Source organism: Cobetia sp. 14N.309.X.WAT.E.A4, from assembly GCF_030397495.1.
Lineage (GTDB): Bacteria > Pseudomonadota > Gammaproteobacteria > Pseudomonadales > Halomonadaceae > Cobetia > Cobetia marina.
On record NZ_JAPNXT010000012.1, the window covers coordinates 60,025 to 74,941 of the forward strand.

13 protein-coding genes and 1 tRNA gene are annotated in these 14,917 nt (G+C 60.6%); 10 read left to right on the forward strand and 4 right to left on the reverse strand.

The window, feature by feature from the left end; all coding sequences use genetic code 11:
- Positions 1–43 precede the first annotated feature (43 nt).
- The 4 genes from moaC (at position 44) to OW493_RS14575 (ending at position 2,936) form a co-directional block, all read left to right on the forward strand.
- Positions 44–859: a cyclic pyranopterin monophosphate synthase MoaC gene (moaC, locus tag OW493_RS14560; RefSeq protein ID WP_077374543.1), complete on the forward strand. Its 816-nt coding sequence runs from the start codon at positions 44–46 to the stop codon at positions 857–859.
- A 1-nt stretch (position 860) separates the two neighbouring features.
- On the forward strand, positions 861–1,424 hold the full coding sequence (locus OW493_RS14565; RefSeq protein ID WP_077374541.1) for a molybdenum cofactor biosynthesis protein MoaE: 564 nt from the start codon (positions 861–863) through the stop codon (positions 1,422–1,424).
- Positions 1,421–2,410, forward strand: coding sequence for a GTP 3',8-cyclase MoaA (gene moaA, locus OW493_RS14570; protein WP_084208155.1), 990 nt, complete (start codon positions 1,421–1,423; stop codon positions 2,408–2,410). The genes OW493_RS14565 and moaA overlap by 4 nt, the downstream gene beginning before the upstream one ends.
- A gap of 238 nt (positions 2,411–2,648) precedes the next feature.
- Positions 2,649–2,936 carry a hypothetical protein gene (locus tag OW493_RS14575; RefSeq protein ID WP_077374537.1) on the forward strand — a complete coding sequence of 96 codons (288 nt, stop codon included), beginning with the start codon at positions 2,649–2,651 and terminating at the stop codon, positions 2,934–2,936.
- A gap of 214 nt (positions 2,937–3,150) precedes the next feature.
- Here the strand turns inward: OW493_RS14575 and OW493_RS14580 are convergent, their stop codons facing one another.
- Positions 3,151–4,731, reverse strand: coding sequence for a ribonuclease J (locus OW493_RS14580; protein WP_084209644.1), 1,581 nt, complete (start codon positions 4,729–4,731; stop codon positions 3,151–3,153).
- A gap of 363 nt (positions 4,732–5,094) precedes the next feature.
- Here OW493_RS14580 and purU point away from each other — a divergent pair, with 363 nt between their 5' ends.
- Complete coding sequence (gene purU, locus OW493_RS14585) at positions 5,095–5,949, forward strand: formyltetrahydrofolate deformylase (protein ID WP_077374535.1); 855 nt, start codon at positions 5,095–5,097, stop codon at positions 5,947–5,949.
- Positions 5,950–6,066: 117 nt separating this feature from the next.
- Here purU and OW493_RS14590 read toward each other — a convergent pair whose 3' ends face one another.
- The gene (locus tag OW493_RS14590; protein WP_289864695.1) at positions 6,067–7,035 is read right to left on the reverse strand and encodes a LysR family transcriptional regulator; all 969 of its coding nucleotides are present in this window, start codon (positions 7,033–7,035) and stop codon (positions 6,067–6,069) included.
- 181 nt (positions 7,036–7,216) lie between these two features.
- Between OW493_RS14590 and trpB the strand changes: the two genes are divergently transcribed.
- The 5 genes from trpB to OW493_RS14615 all read left to right on the forward strand — a co-directional run bounded on the left by trpB (position 7,217) and on the right by OW493_RS14615 (position 13,828).
- Positions 7,217–8,452 carry a tryptophan synthase subunit beta gene (gene trpB / locus OW493_RS14595; RefSeq protein WP_077374435.1) on the forward strand — a complete coding sequence of 412 codons (1,236 nt, stop codon included), beginning with the start codon at positions 7,217–7,219 and terminating at the stop codon, positions 8,450–8,452.
- Positions 8,453–8,577: 125 nt separating this feature from the next.
- Positions 8,578–9,417, forward strand: a complete 840-nt coding sequence (gene trpA / locus OW493_RS14600) for a tryptophan synthase subunit alpha (RefSeq protein ID WP_084208158.1) — start codon at positions 8,578–8,580, stop codon at positions 9,415–9,417.
- A 456-nt stretch (positions 9,418–9,873) separates the two neighbouring features.
- Entirely contained in the window at positions 9,874–12,249 is a 2,376-nt protein-coding gene (locus OW493_RS14605; RefSeq protein ID WP_289864700.1) for an EAL domain-containing protein, read from the forward strand.
- 96 nt (positions 12,250–12,345) lie between these two features.
- Positions 12,346–12,422 (forward strand) — tRNA-Arg (locus OW493_RS14610).
- 161 nt (positions 12,423–12,583) lie between these two features.
- Positions 12,584–13,828 (forward strand): tyrosine-type recombinase/integrase, encoded by a 1,245-nt coding sequence (locus tag OW493_RS14615; RefSeq protein WP_289864703.1) that lies wholly within the window; start codon positions 12,584–12,586, stop codon positions 13,826–13,828.
- On the opposite strand, the gene OW493_RS14620 is transcribed toward OW493_RS14615, so the two are convergent.
- Together OW493_RS14620 and OW493_RS14625 are read right to left on the reverse strand one after the other, a co-directional pair.
- Positions 13,797–14,030: an AlpA family phage regulatory protein gene (locus tag OW493_RS14620; RefSeq protein ID WP_289864706.1), complete on the reverse strand. Its 234-nt coding sequence runs from the start codon at positions 14,028–14,030 to the stop codon at positions 13,797–13,799. The two genes, OW493_RS14615 and OW493_RS14620, sit on opposite strands and share 32 nt — an antisense overlap.
- Positions 14,031–14,386: 356 nt before the next feature.
- Positions 14,387–14,917, reverse strand: a complete 531-nt coding sequence (locus OW493_RS14625; RefSeq protein ID WP_289864708.1) for a hypothetical protein — start codon at positions 14,915–14,917, stop codon at positions 14,387–14,389.

Genomic DNA, 14,917 nt, shown 5'->3' on the forward strand with positions numbered 1-14,917 from the left:
AACCGCCACCCCCGGCGGACCTGATACGGATACGAGACAGCTAATGAGCCTTACCCATCTCAACGCCCGCGGCGAAGCCCATATGGTCGATGTCGCGGACAAGCAGGAAACCCGGCGCGAGGCCCGTGCCAGTGCGCGGGTCAGCATGCTGCCTGCCACGCTGGCCTTGTTGGCGGAGGGCGGCCTGCCCAAGGGAGATGTGCTGGCCACGGCGCGTATCGCCGGCATCCAGGCAGCCAAGCGCACCCATGAGCTGATCCCGCTCTGCCATGCCTTGATGCTCTCCAAGGTCACGGTCGATTTCACGCTGGATGAAGTGAACAGCTGTGTCGAGATACAGGTGTTCTGTCGCCTCAACGGCCGCACAGGTGTCGAGATGGAAGCGCTGACGGCTGCCTCCGTGGCAGCACTGACCCTGTATGACATGTGCAAGGCGGTGGACAAGGGCATCGTGATCGGCGACATCCAGCTGGAAACCAAGACGGGTGGCAAGAGCGGTGACTGGCAGCGTGAGGCCATGCAGGAGGAGGCGCCAGCCCCGACGGGAGTGCCGGCCGCCCTGGCAGTCGCATCCGAGGACGTGTCGCCTGTCACGGCGGTGAACGGCAATCTGCGCATCCTGTTTCTGGCCGAGCTGCGTGAGCGTCTCGACCTTGAGTCACTCTCGCTCAACCCTGCCACCCTGGCCGATGCCACGGTCGGTGGGCTCAAGCGCACCCTGGCACTGCGTGATCCGCAGCTGGAAGCGCTCAATGACTCGCGCGTGCTGTGCGCCGTGAACCAGGACATGGTGCGTGATGATCATCCTCTGAAGGCCGGTGATGAAGTCGCTTTCTTCCCGCCCGTCACGGGAGGCTGAGATGACGACACCCCTTGCGACTGCCGATCGGGCCTTTTCGGTCAGCATCCAGTCAGCGGATTTCGATATTCGCGCCGAGCAGGCGGCCCTGACCCATGCTCGGGGGGATATCGGTGCGGTGGTGACCTTTACCGGGCTGGTGCGTGATTTCAATGAACGCCCCGATGTCCAGGCACTGACACTGGAGCATTATCCCGGCATGACGGAGCGCAGCTTGCAGGCGTTGCTGGTGGAAGCGCAGGAACGTTTCGCGCTGACAGGGGCGCGTATCATCCATCGCATCGGGCGCCTGGCGCCCATGGACAATATCGTGCTGGTGCTGGTGGCGAGCGCGCATCGTCAGGCCGCCTTTGCCGGTTGTGACTTTCTGATGGACAACCTCAAGTCGCGTGCGCCTTTCTGGAAAAAGGAGCATACCGCCTCTGGCGATTACTGGGTGCAGGAGCGCTCCAGTGATCGCGATGCTCTGGAGCGCTGGCACTCTTCGGCAGAAGGCGCTCGGACACACTCTGCCAAGCAGGATTCCCTGACTCCTGTGACACCTCAGACCCTGGGAGATGGTTGATGGAAACCCTGGTCGATGATTTCGGGCGTCGCATTCGCTATGTGCGTCTCTCCGTGACGGATCGCTGTGACTTTCGCTGTGTCTATTGCATGAGCGAGGAGATGACATTTCTACCGCGGGACGAGGTATTGAGTCTCGAGGAAATCGCCCTGCTGGCACGCGCCTTCGTGGAGCTTGGGGTCGAAAAGATTCGCCTGACTGGTGGTGAGCCATTGGTCAGACGCGATATCGGTACTCTGGTGGAAGATATCGGCGCGCTTGACGGGCTGAAGGATTTCTCCATGACCACCAATGGGGCGGGCCTGGTCAAGCATGCCGCTCGTCTCAAGGCCGCCGGCATGCAGCGCCTCAACATCAGTCTTGATTCTCTGGACTCTGAGCGCTTCAAGGCCCTGACGCGTACGGGGGATCTCGACAAGGTGATCGCCGGTATTCGGGCCGCGCGGGCAGAAGGCTTTCGCATCAAGCTCAATGCTGTCGTGCTCAAGGGGCGCAATGATCATGAGGTCGTTTCTCTGGTCGACTTCGCGCGCCAGGAAGGGCTGGATATCAGCTTCATCGAGGAAATGCCGCTTGGGCAGGTGTCCGATCACGGACGTGAGGAGACGTTCTGTTCCAGCGATGAAGTGCAGGCGCGGATAGAGGAGCATCACGCGCTCATACCGACGCTGGAAGACAGTCTGGGACCGGCCCGGTATTTCCGCATGGCAGACAGTGAAACGCGCGTAGGCTTCATCTCACCGCACAGTCACAACTTCTGCTCGACCTGCAATCGTGTTCGAGTGACGGTAGAAGGGCGTCTGCTGCTATGTCTGGGCAATGAGCACTCGCTGGATCTGCGTGCCATCATGCGCCGCGACCCCGGCAATATTGAACCTCTCAAGGCGGCCATCATCGAGGCGATGCATCTCAAGCCGGAGCGTCACCACTTCACGACCGATGGTGATGTCCAGATCGTCCGCTTCATGAACATGACCGGTGGCTGACGAAATCGCCATCTGAATCTCTTGGCTGGCTTGGGATATCCACTCGACAACACGATAAACCTTCACAAGAACCCTGCCTTCGAGCAGGGTTCTTGTTGGGCGGTGCTGTGGCAACACTGCCTTGCTTTTGACAAGGCTTGTCAGCTTTCAATTAAGGCTTATACTTTGCTGCAACATCCAATCAACTATCGTGTCCCTCATTGGATTCCAGTTTCGCCCGCATGGTGGAGGTAGCAAGATGACCGCAGAATCCCTGGAAAAGATCGCTCGCAACAAGAATGTCGCACGTGCAGCGGCACGCCAGTTGTCCATGGAACAACTGCACAAGCTTTCTGAAGTCATCAATGAAGTCATTGAGCAGAAAGCCGAGGAAGATGAACAGCGTCGCGAAGAAGAAATCGCCAAGGAGCGCAAGCTTGCCGAGATTCGTGATGCGATGATCGAAGCGGGTCTTTCCGTCGATGATCTGGTCAGTGACCAGCCGAAGCGTCGCGGTCGTCCGCCGAAGAACAAGTCAGCACAGTAAGCGTTGCCCAGCACGGGGCCCCAGTGGATGAGGTGGATCACACTGGCGGTCATGACGGTAGAGTGGGACGTCTCTGCTGATGGATGTTCCAGCGTGCATTCAGGCATGAAAAAGCCCGATCGGTATTTTTCCGATCGGGCTTTTTCATGCTTCAAGGCAGGTGAAAGGCCGGGGGAATGGTAGTAGCCTGACAGGCTTGCCTGTCATGGCGTCTTCAGCTGTCACCCATGGTCATCACATGCAGAAAGAGCACCGGCTCGTGACGCAGATGATTGCGTAGCCAGCGATTGATTCTGCTGTTCAATTGCTGTTTCACGGTGTCGATGTCGGTGGTCTCGAGTCCGGCCAAGGTGTCATCGAGCCACTCGGCGAAGCTGTCTTCATCCAGTCTGGCCGTACCACTGACGTCCAGCATCAGGCGGCCGATACGCACCCAACCGGCTTCCTGCAGCGTCAGGGGCAAGGCGAGCGATACGCTGCCATGGCGTCCGAGACGCGCTCGTGCACGACGGTCCATCGAGTCAAGTGGCCGCACCTTGTCGTGCTCGATGATCCGCTCCTGCAACGTCAGACGCTTTTCCACGGACAGCCCCTGAGCATCGAGACGAATCACGTCACCATTGACGGGAATCAGCGGTGCCTCGATGCCCAGGGACTGTGCTACCTGGGTGTGCGCCAGCTGGTGACGGTATTCGCCGTGCACCGGCAGCAACCGCGTGGGTTTCAGCCAGCCGTAGAAGGTGCGCAGCTCCTCTTGGGCGGGATGGCCTGAGGCATGCAGATCCGGGAACTGCTTCTCTTCCATGATGCCGACGCCCAGACGGGTCAGGGCATTGTGCAGCTTGCCGATCGCCAGTTCATTGCCGGGAATGGCCTTGGAGGAGAAGATGACCGTGTCGCCCGCCGCCAGCTCGAAATCAGGGTGGCGCGAGTTGGCCAGGCGTGAGAGTGCCGCGCGTGGCTCGCCCTGGCTGCCGGTCGCGATCACCATCACCTCTTCCGGCGGCAGATAGCCTAGGTCCTTTACCGGCACCAGCGGCGGGAAATCTTCCAGATAGCCCAGTCCGCGTGCCACCCGCACCATGCGTTCCATCGAGCGGCCCAGCAGCGTGACCCGACGGCCATTGCGAGCCGCCGCACGACCCAGTGCCAGGATGCGCGCCAGGTTGCTCGCGAAGCAGGTCACCACGACCCGCCCACGGCAGCCGGCCAGCGTCTTCTCCAGTGCACGCGCCACCTCGCCTTCACTGCGTGAGTGGCCGGGCAGAGGGGCATTGGTGGAGTCGCCGACCACGAGATCGACCGGCGCCAGCGCCTGATAGCGCTCCGGGTCAGTGGGCTCACCGATCAGCGGCTCCGGGTCCAGCTTCCAGTCACCGGTGTGCATCACGCGATATTCCGGTGTGACGATCAGTAGCGAGCAGCTCTCGGGAATTGAGTGGGTCAACGGCAGCAGGCGCAAGGCGAAGGGCCCGGACTCGAAGCCTTCATCGACCTCGATGATCTGCAGGCTGGACGTCTCGAGTTCGCGTTCCGCGAACTTGGCCCGCAGCAGGCCCGCGGCCAGTGGTGTGGCGATGATCGGACAGCGCCATTTCGGCCACAGCCAGGCAACGGCGCCGATGTGGTCTTCGTGACCATGGGTAATCACCAGCATCTCCGGACAGATGCCCAGGCTTGCCAGCGATTCGGTGTCGGGTACCTGCAAGGGGCCTTCAGGAAGATCCTGGCGAATCATCATGCCGCAATCCACGGCGATCCAGTGATCCTGGTAACCATATAGCGTCAGATTCATGCCGATCTCGCCACAGCCGCCCAGCGGCAGAAGATGCAGCGGTGGACGTTGTCTCTGACGGACTTGAACGCGGGGTTTCAACATGGATGTCATGCCATCAGTAAAATGTCACTCAACTATACGGGAATCCCGCAAAGCGCCACAAATGACGGCACTTCTCGTCGGCCACCCCGAGGGGCGAAACCGAGGCCGAATTGACAATTCATTCACTCTCGTTGAAGGGCGCTGCTTCGTCGCGTGTGATCGGCTACAATGGCGCACCTTTTGCCGGGAGCCATGGCGTCGATGGCCGGACTCCCGAGCGTGTCGGTAGTCGTTACCGGCTGAATATCATTCCCCGCTTTCACAATGGTTGAACATACGATGTCACACGCCTATCGCCTGGTGGTGTCCTGCCCTGATCAGGTGGGAATTGTTGCCCGAGTCTCTACCTTCATCGCCGAGCAAGGCGGTTGGATCACCGAAGCCAATCAGCATTCCGATCTGGGTGCGGGTCGATTCTTCATGCGCTATGAGATCAATCCCGAGTCCATCGGCCTCAGCGCCGCTGAACTCAGCAAGCGCTTCGCGCCGATCGGGGAAGAGTTCGGAATGGAGTGGCGGGTGCATGACACGGCCGCTCGCAAGCGGGTCGTGCTGATGGTGTCCAAGGATTCCCATTGCCTGGTGGACCTGTTGCACCGCTGGCAGTCGGGGGATCTGGAATGCGATATCCCCTGTGTCATCTCCAATCACGAAGACATGCGCTCACTGGTCGAATGGCACGGCATTCCGTTCCACCATGTGCCGGTGGACAAGAATGACAAGGCGCCGGCATTTGCCGAGGTCGAACGACTGGTGGAAGAGGCCGAGGCCGACAGCATCGTGCTGGCGCGTTATATGCAGATCATCCCGCCGAGCCTCTGCGAGCGCTATGCCGGCCGCCTGATCAACATCCACCACAGCTTCCTGCCGTCCTTCATCGGTGCCAAGCCTTACCATCAGGCCTTCGGCCGCGGCGTGAAGCTGATCGGCGCTACCTGTCACTACGTGACCGAGGAGCTGGATGCCGGCCCGATCATCGAGCAGGACATCCATCGAGTCACCCATTGCCACACTGCGGAAGACCTGGTGCGCATCGGGCGTGACGTGGAGCAGAAGGTACTGTCGCGTGGCCTGCGCTGGCACCTGGAAGACCGCGTGCTGATCCACGGCAACAAGACCATCGTCTTTGCCTGATCCGTGCTCTGGGCTGACTGCCTGAGCCAAGCGGCTGAACCGAGACCGGCACCTGAAAGGGTGCCGGTCTTCTTGTTTCCTGCACCTGCCCGCAGGACGGCGTGGCGCAGGCGCCTGTCATGGGTTGCGAGAGGTGACAGGCGGAGTATTCAGCTCCCGTGCCAGCCAGTCGGCGAGGGCTTTTGCATGAGGGTGTCGTGCCCGTGTGCGACCGCTCTCGGGCAGCGTCAGCGTCAGGCAGGCGCGTGTCTCGACGAAGCCCCACGGCGCGATCAGGCGTCTGCTGCGCAGGTCCTCCTCGACCAGATAATCCGGCGTGATGCCCACGCCCAATCCCACCAGCGTCGCTTCCAGCAGATAGTTGAGGTGCTCGAAGCCTTGCGCGTAGTGCAGTTGATCGCTGGACAGGCCCTGGCGTGAGCACCAGTCCGGCCAGGCCTGCGGGCGCGAGCGGGTGTGCAGCAGCGGCAAGGTCAGCAGAGTCTGTGGTGCGGGAGTCGCGGTGGTCTCGCCCAGCCAGTCAGTGTCCGGACGCAGCACCGGGCCGATACGCTCCGTGCCGAGAATTCGCGTTTCCTGATGCTCAGATTGGGTGAAGGGGGGAGTCTGAAAGCGCAGTACGCCATCCACGCCAGAGCGCAGGCCTTCGTTGTCGTCACTGGCAGTCAGATGCAGTTCAAGCTCCGGAAGGGCTGCCTTGAGGGCACCCAGCCGCGGAATGAACCAGCGGGCGAGGAAGGAGCCCGGGCAGCTGAGCACGAAGGGCGCACGGGCATCACTGCGGGAAAGGTCCGCACAGACCCGTGCCAGACCGCTCAAGTGATGGCGTGTGGCAGCCGCCAGCTCATGACCCGCCGGCGTCAGCTTCAGCCCGCGGCCAGCACGGTCGAACAGCTGTGTCCCCAGCGTTTCCTCAAGCTGGCGAATCTGACGACTGACGGCGCCGTGGGTCACGTGCAGCGCCTCGGCGGCACGCGACGCGCTCTCGAAGCGAGCCGCCACATCGAAGGCGCGCAAGGCATTCAGCGAGGGCAATGCCTCCAGAGAGGCGGGAGAGGATGAATCGGGCGGAGTCAGGCGGGCCATCGGATGTCTCCTGCTGAGTGTCCTGTGAGATAAACTCACACATCTTGGCGAATATATCGTTTTTCATCCCGCGTGCCGAGCGCTAGGATGGTCAGCATACTGTCGGGTGCACCACGCAGGCCAAGAACGCAGACGCCGCACCAGCGTGCCCCGCCACTGACATGACTTCGAGGAGATTTGCATGAGCCAGTCGACTGCTACCCTGCGTCAAGGCCCGGATGCCAAGGGCTTCTTTGGTGACTTCGGCGGCCGATTCGTCGCCGAGACGCTGATGCCGCTGATTCTGCACCTGCAGCGCGAGTATGAAGCCGCCAAGCAGGATCCGGCCTTCGCCGAGGAACTGGCCGGTCTCTCCGCGGATTATGTCGGGCGTCAGAGCCCGCTGTATTACGCCGAGCGTCTGACCGAGCATCTCGGAGGTGCCAAGGTCTATCTCAAGCGGGAAGATCTGATGCACACCGGCGCTCACAAGATCAACAATGCGCTGGGCCAGGTGCTGCTGGCACGCCGCATGGGCAAGCAGCGCATCATCGCCGAGACCGGTGCCGGCATGCACGGCGTGGCGACGGCCACCGTGGCGGCGCGTTTCGGTCTGGACTGCGTGATCTACATGGGCTCCACCGACATTCACCGTCAGCAGCCCAACGTTCAGCGCATGCAGTTGCTGGGCGCCAAGGTGATCCCGGTCACTGCCGGTGATGGCACGTTGAAGGATGCCATGAACGAGGCGCTGCGTGACTGGGTCACCAACGTCGACGATACCTTCTACATCATCGGTACTGTCGCGGGCCCACATCCGTATCCGCAGCTGGTGCGTGACTTCCAGTCCATCATCGGTCAGGAAACCCGCGTCCAGCTGCAGGAGAAGGAAGGCCGTCTGCCGGACTCGCTGGTCGCCTGCATCGGCGGGGGGTCCAACGCCATGGGGTTGTTCCATCCGTTCCTGGACGAGCAAAGCGTCGAGATCATCGGGGTCGAGGCTGCCGGTGAAGGTCTGGACACGCCGCGCCACGCCGCCAGTCTCAAGGGTGGCCTGCCGGGCGTGCTGCACGGTAACCGCACCTTCCTGCTGCAGGATGACGAGGGGCAGATCGGTGATGCGCACTCCATCTCCGCAGGGCTCGACTATCCGGGTATCGGCCCGGAACACGCCTGGTTGCACGACATCAAGCGTGCCGAGTATGTCGCCGCGACCGACCAGGAAGCACTGGACGCCTTCAAGATGCTGTGTCGCCTGGAAGGCATCATCCCGGCGCTGGAGTCTTCCCACGCGCTGGCGGAAGTCATCAAGCGTGCACCGGGCCTGCCGAAGGACCATCTGATGGTGGTCAATCTGAGCGGCCGCGGTGACAAGGACATGGCCACCGTCACCCATCATCTGGCGGACGAGCTGGGCCTGAATCCTGACGGCGAGTAACGCCGCGCCTGTCGCGCAATGCCCGGCGATGGAGAGGTCAGACGCTGACCGGGTCCATCCGCCCCATGTCTTCTTCGCCTGCAGGTGAACCGCTGCCTGCAGGTCAGCAAATTCGGAGTCTATTGATGAGCACTTCCGCTACTGATACCACTTCCAGCAGCCGTCTTGACCGCCGTTTCGCTGCCGTACGCAGCGAGAATCGCGCAGCGCTGGTGACCTACATCACCGCGGGTGACCCCGGCTATGATGCCAGCCTCGCGACCTTCCTCGGCATGGCCGAGGCCGGTGCCGATGTCATCGAGCTGGGCATGCCGTTCACCGACCCGATGGCCGATGGTCTGGCGATCCAGCATGCCACCCAGCGTGCCCTGAAGGCCGGCCAGACGATGGATCGTACCCTGGCGATGGTCACGGAATTCCGCAAGCAGGATCAGGACACGCCCATCGTGCTGATGGGTTACTACAACCCGATCTATCGTCGCGGTGTGGCCACCTTCCTCGAGCAGGCAAGCCAGGCCGGTGTCGATGGCCTGATCGTGGTCGACCTGCCGCCGGAGCACGACGATGAGCTGTGTGAGCCGGCCAATGCCGCCGGTATCAGCTTCATTCGCCTCGCGACACCGACGACTGACAGCGCGCGCCTGCCGGGCGTGTTGGCCAATACCTCAGGCTTCCTCTACTACGTCTCCAGCAATGGCGTGACCGGTGGCGCGGCACCGACTGCCGAGAAGGTCGAGGCCGAAGTGGGCCGTATCCGTGAGCACACCGAGATTCCCGTCGCGGTCGGTTTCGGTATCCGTACCGCAGAGCAGGCGGCGCGTATCGGTCGTTTCGCCGACGGAGTCGTGGTCGGCTCGGCCCTGATCGATCTGCAGGCCAATGCCGAGACACCGGAGCAGGGCACCCAAGCGGTACATGCCTTGACCCGTGAACTGGCGGATGCGCTGAAGACGGCGCGCCACTGAGGGTTCGCTCAGGGGTAGCCAGCTCGCCTCTTCCCCTCGGGTAGTGACACAGCCACGCCTCGACCTCTGGTCGGGGCGTGGCTGTTTTCGTTCGGTCGTATCCGTCCGGCTGTGTCATCACGTTGCGCTGCCCTTCGAGCATTGCGCGGGAGGGTCTCGCGCGCTCTCGGATCCCACCACGCCAGAGAAGACCATCCTGCCGCGAAGGCTCGACATGGCAGTGCCTGCCTCGCGCTCGAGGCAGAGGATTCATGAGATTTCGCCTTCATTCAACGCAGATTGAGGGTTACTTATACTCAAGGACAAGTGACACTTGACCAGCAGGATGAGAGGAGAGTCGGCGTCAAGGCGTCCGGCACTTCAGGAAGGAAAGATCGAGTGCGACAGACATGCTGACTGTGCCAGAAGCCATGAACCTTCAGGCAGCATCGGCAGGGAGATTGAAACGACATGTCCATGAATCCATCAGCGTCCTCCGCCGCGGCCACCTCCGCTGCTTCGGTTGACGGCCTGGAAGGCAGCAATTGCTTGCATCAGCTGTTGCAGCATACTTCCAATGGAGTGTGTGGATACGACCTTCAAGGGCGTGTGCAGTGGGTCAATCCGGCCTTCGAGGAGCTGACGGGATACCGGGCAGAAGACCTGGCCGGTCAGGTGCTCAGTGAATTTCTGACGGGTGAGGATTCCGACAGGACGGTGATCGCCAGAATGCATCAGCAGTGCGAGCTGGGTGAGCCCAGTGACGAGGAGCTGCTCCATCACGATGCGAATGGACGACCGCTGCGCCTTCGTCTGCGCTGCATACCGCTCATGGCCGCCGACGGCACCCTGACCGGTTATCTCGGCGTGCATACCGATGTGACCCAGGCGCATCTGGCGCTGGAGCTCAGCCATTCCCAGCTCAGATTGCTTGAGTCCGTCACGGCTGGCCAGCCGCTGGACAAGACCCTGCTGGACCTGTGCCAGGCCATCGAGGCCGTCGCGACTCGCGTGCGTTCCTCGCTGCTGCTTCTGGATGAGGCAGGCACACGAATCATCGGAGGGAAGGCGCCGAGTCTGCCCCCCAGTTTCATGCAGTTCACCTCCGGCCTGCGCATCGGGGAGGGGGTGGGCACCTGTGGTACGGCGATGTGGCGGCGTGAGCAGGTGCTGACCCCCTCCATCGGCGAGGACCCCGCCTGGGAGGGCTTCCGTCAGCATCCCCACGCGCTGGGACTGGATGCCTGTCTCTCCATGCCCATCCTCGATGATGCAGGCAATCCGCTGGGAAGTTTCGCCTTCTATGCCACGTCCGGCGATGTCTTCAACGATAGCCATCTCGGCTTGCTGAAGGTCGCCGTCAACGTGGCTCGATTGGCGATAGAACGCCATCGGCGTGATGAGCAGCTCACCTATCAGGCGCTGCATGATGCATTGACGGGCCTGCCCAATCGTCGGCTGTTGCGTCGCAAGCTCGCAGCCTTCGCGGACCTCGCTCTGGAAGAAGCGCGCGTCGGGGCGTTGATGTTCCTGGATCTGGATCATTTCAAGCGCCTGAACGATGTACTGGGGCATGACGCGGGAGATCGTGCCCTGATCCAGATTGCCGCCCGGCTGGAGCAGTTGCTGGAGCCGGGCGATGTGCTCGCGCGCCAGGGCGGGGATGAGTTCATCGTGCTGCTGGCGCCTCGCTTCGGTGGCATGGAGGACGCCAGGGCCCGAGCGATGCACGTCGGCGAGGGATTGCTGGCACGTCTGCGGGTACCGGTTGAGCTGGAAGGGCGTGCGCATCAGCTGTCCGGCTCACTGGGCATCACGCTGTATCCGCGTCCGGATGAGGTGGACGAGGGGTATCAGACGCTTTCCGGGGCGGCAGAAGACGAGGGAGACGATTGGGGCCATCTGCTGCACGAGGCGGACATCGCGCTCTATGAGAGCAAGGGGGCCGGGCGTGCACGCATGTGTTTCTTCTCACCGGACATGCGCAATCGCATCATCGCCGCCACCCAGATGGAGCAATCCCTGCGCAGTGCGCTTTCCCGTCAGCATCTGGAAGTCCATCTCCAACCGCAATTCTCCCTGCAGTCGGATGCCTCGCTTGAGCATCAGCTGCCCAGGCTCTGTGGTCTTGAGGCGTTGCTGCGTTGGAATGACCCGCTGCTGGGGAATGTCTCGCCCGCGACCTTCATCCCGATCGCGGAAGAATCAGGGCTGATCGTCGAGCTGGGTCATTGGGTGCTGGGGCAAGCCTGTGCGGTGTTGGAAGACATGGCGACACGCGGACATCAGCTGCCGATCGCGGTGAATGTCAGTCAGGTACAGTTTCGCAGCGCGGAATTCGTGCCGCAGGTCGCAGCCCTGCTCAAGCGCCATGCCTTCGCGCCGGACATGTTGCGCATGGAGATCACCGAGAGCCTGGCGGCGGAAGATGAGGCCGACATGCTGGAGAAGGTCGACCAGCTGGCGGCGCTGGGGCTGACGTTCTCCATCGACGATTTCGGGATCGGCTATTCCAATCTTGCACGCCTGCGCCGCATGCCGCTCAGTGAGCTGAAGATCGACCGCAGCTTCATCAAGGATCTGCGTCTCATCGATGACGACGGGCTGACAGCGCCTGCACCTGGCGAGACTCCCGGACAGGAAGTCTGCCATGCCAACGAGATCGTGCGTGCGATGCTGGTGATGGCGCGTGCCCTGTCGCTGGAAGTGGTGGCAGAGGGAGTGGAGACCTCCGAGCAGTTCGAGGTGCTGCGTCAGCTGGGCTGTCAGCGTGTCCAGGGCTATCTGTTGGGGCGCCCCCGTCCCATGAAGGACGTGCTCGATGAGATCGAAGCCGGAGTGCTCGGCGCATGAGGCCGATGATACTCTTGCCTGGCGTGAGGAGGGCGGCACGCGCGGGCCGAACGGGTTTATCTTGCCACTTCAATGGCTTATACTGCGCAGCGCTACGCCCCCTTAGCTCAGCTGGATAGAGCGGCCCCCTCCTAAGGGGCAGGTCGCAGGTTCGACTCCTGCAGGGGGCGCCAAGCCCCTCTTTTTCCCTGCTTTACCCTCCTCTTATATTCTCGTAACTCCTTGTTTTACCTTTATTGCGTCCGTAATACTGTATATTTATACATGTATCCACTCTAGAGGCCCGTGTATGGTGTGGTGTATGGTGAGGTTCCACCATACATGGGCACCATACATGAAGCGTGATGCTATCAAGCGGCGACCGCTTGCAGACACCGTGTTGTCTACCCTCGAGCCAGAAGCGCGTGAGTATCGTGAGGCCTATGGCCTGGACCGTCTCTACTTCGTCGTGTCGCCAACTGGCCGCAAGCGCTGGGAGGTTCGCTACAAACACCCGATCACGCAAAAGTGGTCGTTCATGGGAGTAGGGGGTTACCCGGACACCAAGGCCAAGAAAGCGCGAGCTCAAGCTATCCAGATTGCCGAGCTGGTAGCCGACGGCATTGATCCCCGGGAGCACCTTAGAGGGGGCGGTGGTGTCCGGACCTTTGGGGTTGTCGCGGAGCAGTGGTACGAGCACAAGCAGATGCAGGGGAGATCGGCCAAGACGCTGACCAAGATGAGGCATTGGCTCGATAATGATGCGTTGCCTGCACTGGGAGATATGGCAGTTGCTGATGTGTCACGGGCTGACTGCGTGCGCGTTCAGAAAGGCATTGAGGCCCGCAAGGCTTTCAATATTGCCGAGAAGTCCCGGGCTTTTCTGCGCCGGATCTTCGACTTCGCCATTGCTCACGGCTATTGCGAGAACAACCCGGCTTCGAACCTGCTGGACGTTGCGGCGCCGGCACCTGTCTCTAAGCCTCGTCCTCATCTACTGGAAGAAGATCTACCAGAGTTTCTGCGTGCGCTGCGTATGACAACCAGCCGCCGGTCTACTCGCTTGGCTGCCTGGATGGTCGTGTGGACGGCATCGCGGCCAGGCATGGTGCGATGGATGGAATGGAGCGAGATCAAGGGCAAGTCGTGGCACATCCCCGCGGAGAAAATGAAGATGCGCCGCGATCATGTCGTGCCATTGTGCCGCCAAGCACTGCAAGCGCTTGAAGAGATGCGTCCTCTCTCTGGACGATCTAGGTATGTATTCACTGGGGAGGGGGCAAAGCTACCTGTCCTGTCGGATGCTGCGATCAATCGCTGCTTCTCGAATGCAGGATATAAGGAGAGGATGACGGGGCATGGAGCCCGCCACACGGCCAAGACGCTGCTGAGTGAGCATGGGTGGCCGTTACAGTGGACGGAGATACAGCTTGCGCACAAGCCGATCGGGTTGGAGGGCGTGTACAACCAGGCGTCGTATCTTGAGCAGAGACGGAAGATGATGCAGTGGTATGCCGACTACCTTGAGGCATTGGAAGTCGGCATGACCAAGGTCAAGCGGGACAAGTTCAAGCGTCGTCAGCGGGACGTAACTGCGTAGCCCATTGGCTCATCCATGCTTCAATCTCATGCTCATACCAATAGTTGGTCGATGCTCGGCCAATGCCATCCTTGATGGGGCGCGGGAAGTTGGAATCTTTCACTAGCAGCTTCTCGAGTGATGAGCGGCTGCGGCCTATCTTCTCGCAGACTTCACGGGTGCGGAGGAAGCGCAGCGGTTGGTGTGTGGCTGTGTCTGTCATGATCATCTCCTGTCTAGTCACCTTGATAACGGCCCGAGCTGTAGCCCAGGGCCTGCTCTTCTTGCGCGGCGGCATGATTGGCCATCGCGTCTTGCACACCGGGCACCTGCATCATCAATGTGTACTTGCGGCGCCAATGATCTCGGCGCCGACTGATCATCACGATCAGGTCTTCCAGTGGCAGTGCTTCACCATCCTTTGCGGCGTACCCGGAACCGTGACAGTGGGCACAAGGCGAGCGATGGAAGACGCCATGGAATGTGCCGCTACCACCACACTGGGGGCATGGGCTATGCGCTGGCGGCTCCCAAGTTGCTTGCGACACTATGCTCATTTATTCATCCCCATAATCAGCTTTAGGATGATCCTTGATTCTTACCTATATTGCCCGAGATGATATTAACAATTTTTTCGAGCTCATTGACTCCAGCTTTTTTACTTTCAATAATTTCTTTAGGAAATAATCGTCTATGAACCTCTTTTGATGTTGTTTTCTTTGTGCCAGCCACTTCCTCAAATTTACCCTTGCATTGCGGCGTTGTATCGTAGCAAGGTTGTTCCAGTATTCTCAGCAATGTGCTTTCAATACACGGCGTGTTGATTATAATGTCAATTTTTTCATTCTTTGCTCTACGTAACACGGCATCTGGTATTTTGACATCCCCATCCAAGAAAACTGTAACGCAGGCATGGCTGAGCTTTTCATTTATCGCATGGTTTATTATAATTTCTGGCCCACCTCCTCTCCGATTATCTAGATTTATCTTATATTCTTTTACAGAATAGTACTCTTTGAGCAGTGATAAAAAAGCATACTCTACATGCCCTTCTGTGACTATCAGTATGGTTTTTCTAACTGCTCGTGCTTTTCTTTTCCTAGGAGCCAT

What these genes read in the sequence shown, in the direction of transcription:
- moaC (WP_077374543.1), top strand. Translation starts at nt 44, where the DNA reads ATGAGCCTTACCCATCTCAACGCCCGCGGCGAAGCCCATATGGTCGAT.
- OW493_RS14565 (WP_077374541.1), top strand. Translation starts at nt 861, where the DNA reads ATGACGACACCCCTTGCGACTGCCGATCGGGCCTTTTCGGTCAGCATC.
- OW493_RS14575 (WP_077374537.1), top strand. Translation starts at nt 2,649, where the DNA reads ATGACCGCAGAATCCCTGGAAAAGATCGCTCGCAACAAGAATGTCGCA.
- OW493_RS14580 (WP_084209644.1), bottom strand. Translation starts at nt 4,731, where the DNA reads ATGAATCTGACGCTATATGGTTACCAGGATCACTGGATCGCCGTGGAT.
- purU (WP_077374535.1), top strand. Translation starts at nt 5,095, where the DNA reads ATGTCACACGCCTATCGCCTGGTGGTGTCCTGCCCTGATCAGGTGGGA.
- OW493_RS14590 (WP_289864695.1), bottom strand. Translation starts at nt 7,035, where the DNA reads ATGGCCCGCCTGACTCCGCCCGATTCATCCTCTCCCGCCTCTCTGGAG.
- trpB (WP_077374435.1), top strand. Translation starts at nt 7,217, where the DNA reads ATGAGCCAGTCGACTGCTACCCTGCGTCAAGGCCCGGATGCCAAGGGC.
- trpA (WP_084208158.1), top strand. Translation starts at nt 8,578, where the DNA reads ATGAGCACTTCCGCTACTGATACCACTTCCAGCAGCCGTCTTGACCGC.
- OW493_RS14605 (WP_289864700.1), top strand. Translation starts at nt 9,874, where the DNA reads ATGAATCCATCAGCGTCCTCCGCCGCGGCCACCTCCGCTGCTTCGGTT.
- OW493_RS14615 (WP_289864703.1), top strand. Translation starts at nt 12,584, where the DNA reads ATGAAGCGTGATGCTATCAAGCGGCGACCGCTTGCAGACACCGTGTTG.
- OW493_RS14620 (WP_289864706.1), bottom strand. Translation starts at nt 14,030, where the DNA reads ATGACAGACACAGCCACACACCAACCGCTGCGCTTCCTCCGCACCCGT.
- OW493_RS14625 (WP_289864708.1), bottom strand. Translation starts at nt 14,917, where the DNA reads ATGGCTCCTAGGAAAAGAAAAGCACGAGCAGTTAGAAAAACCATACTG.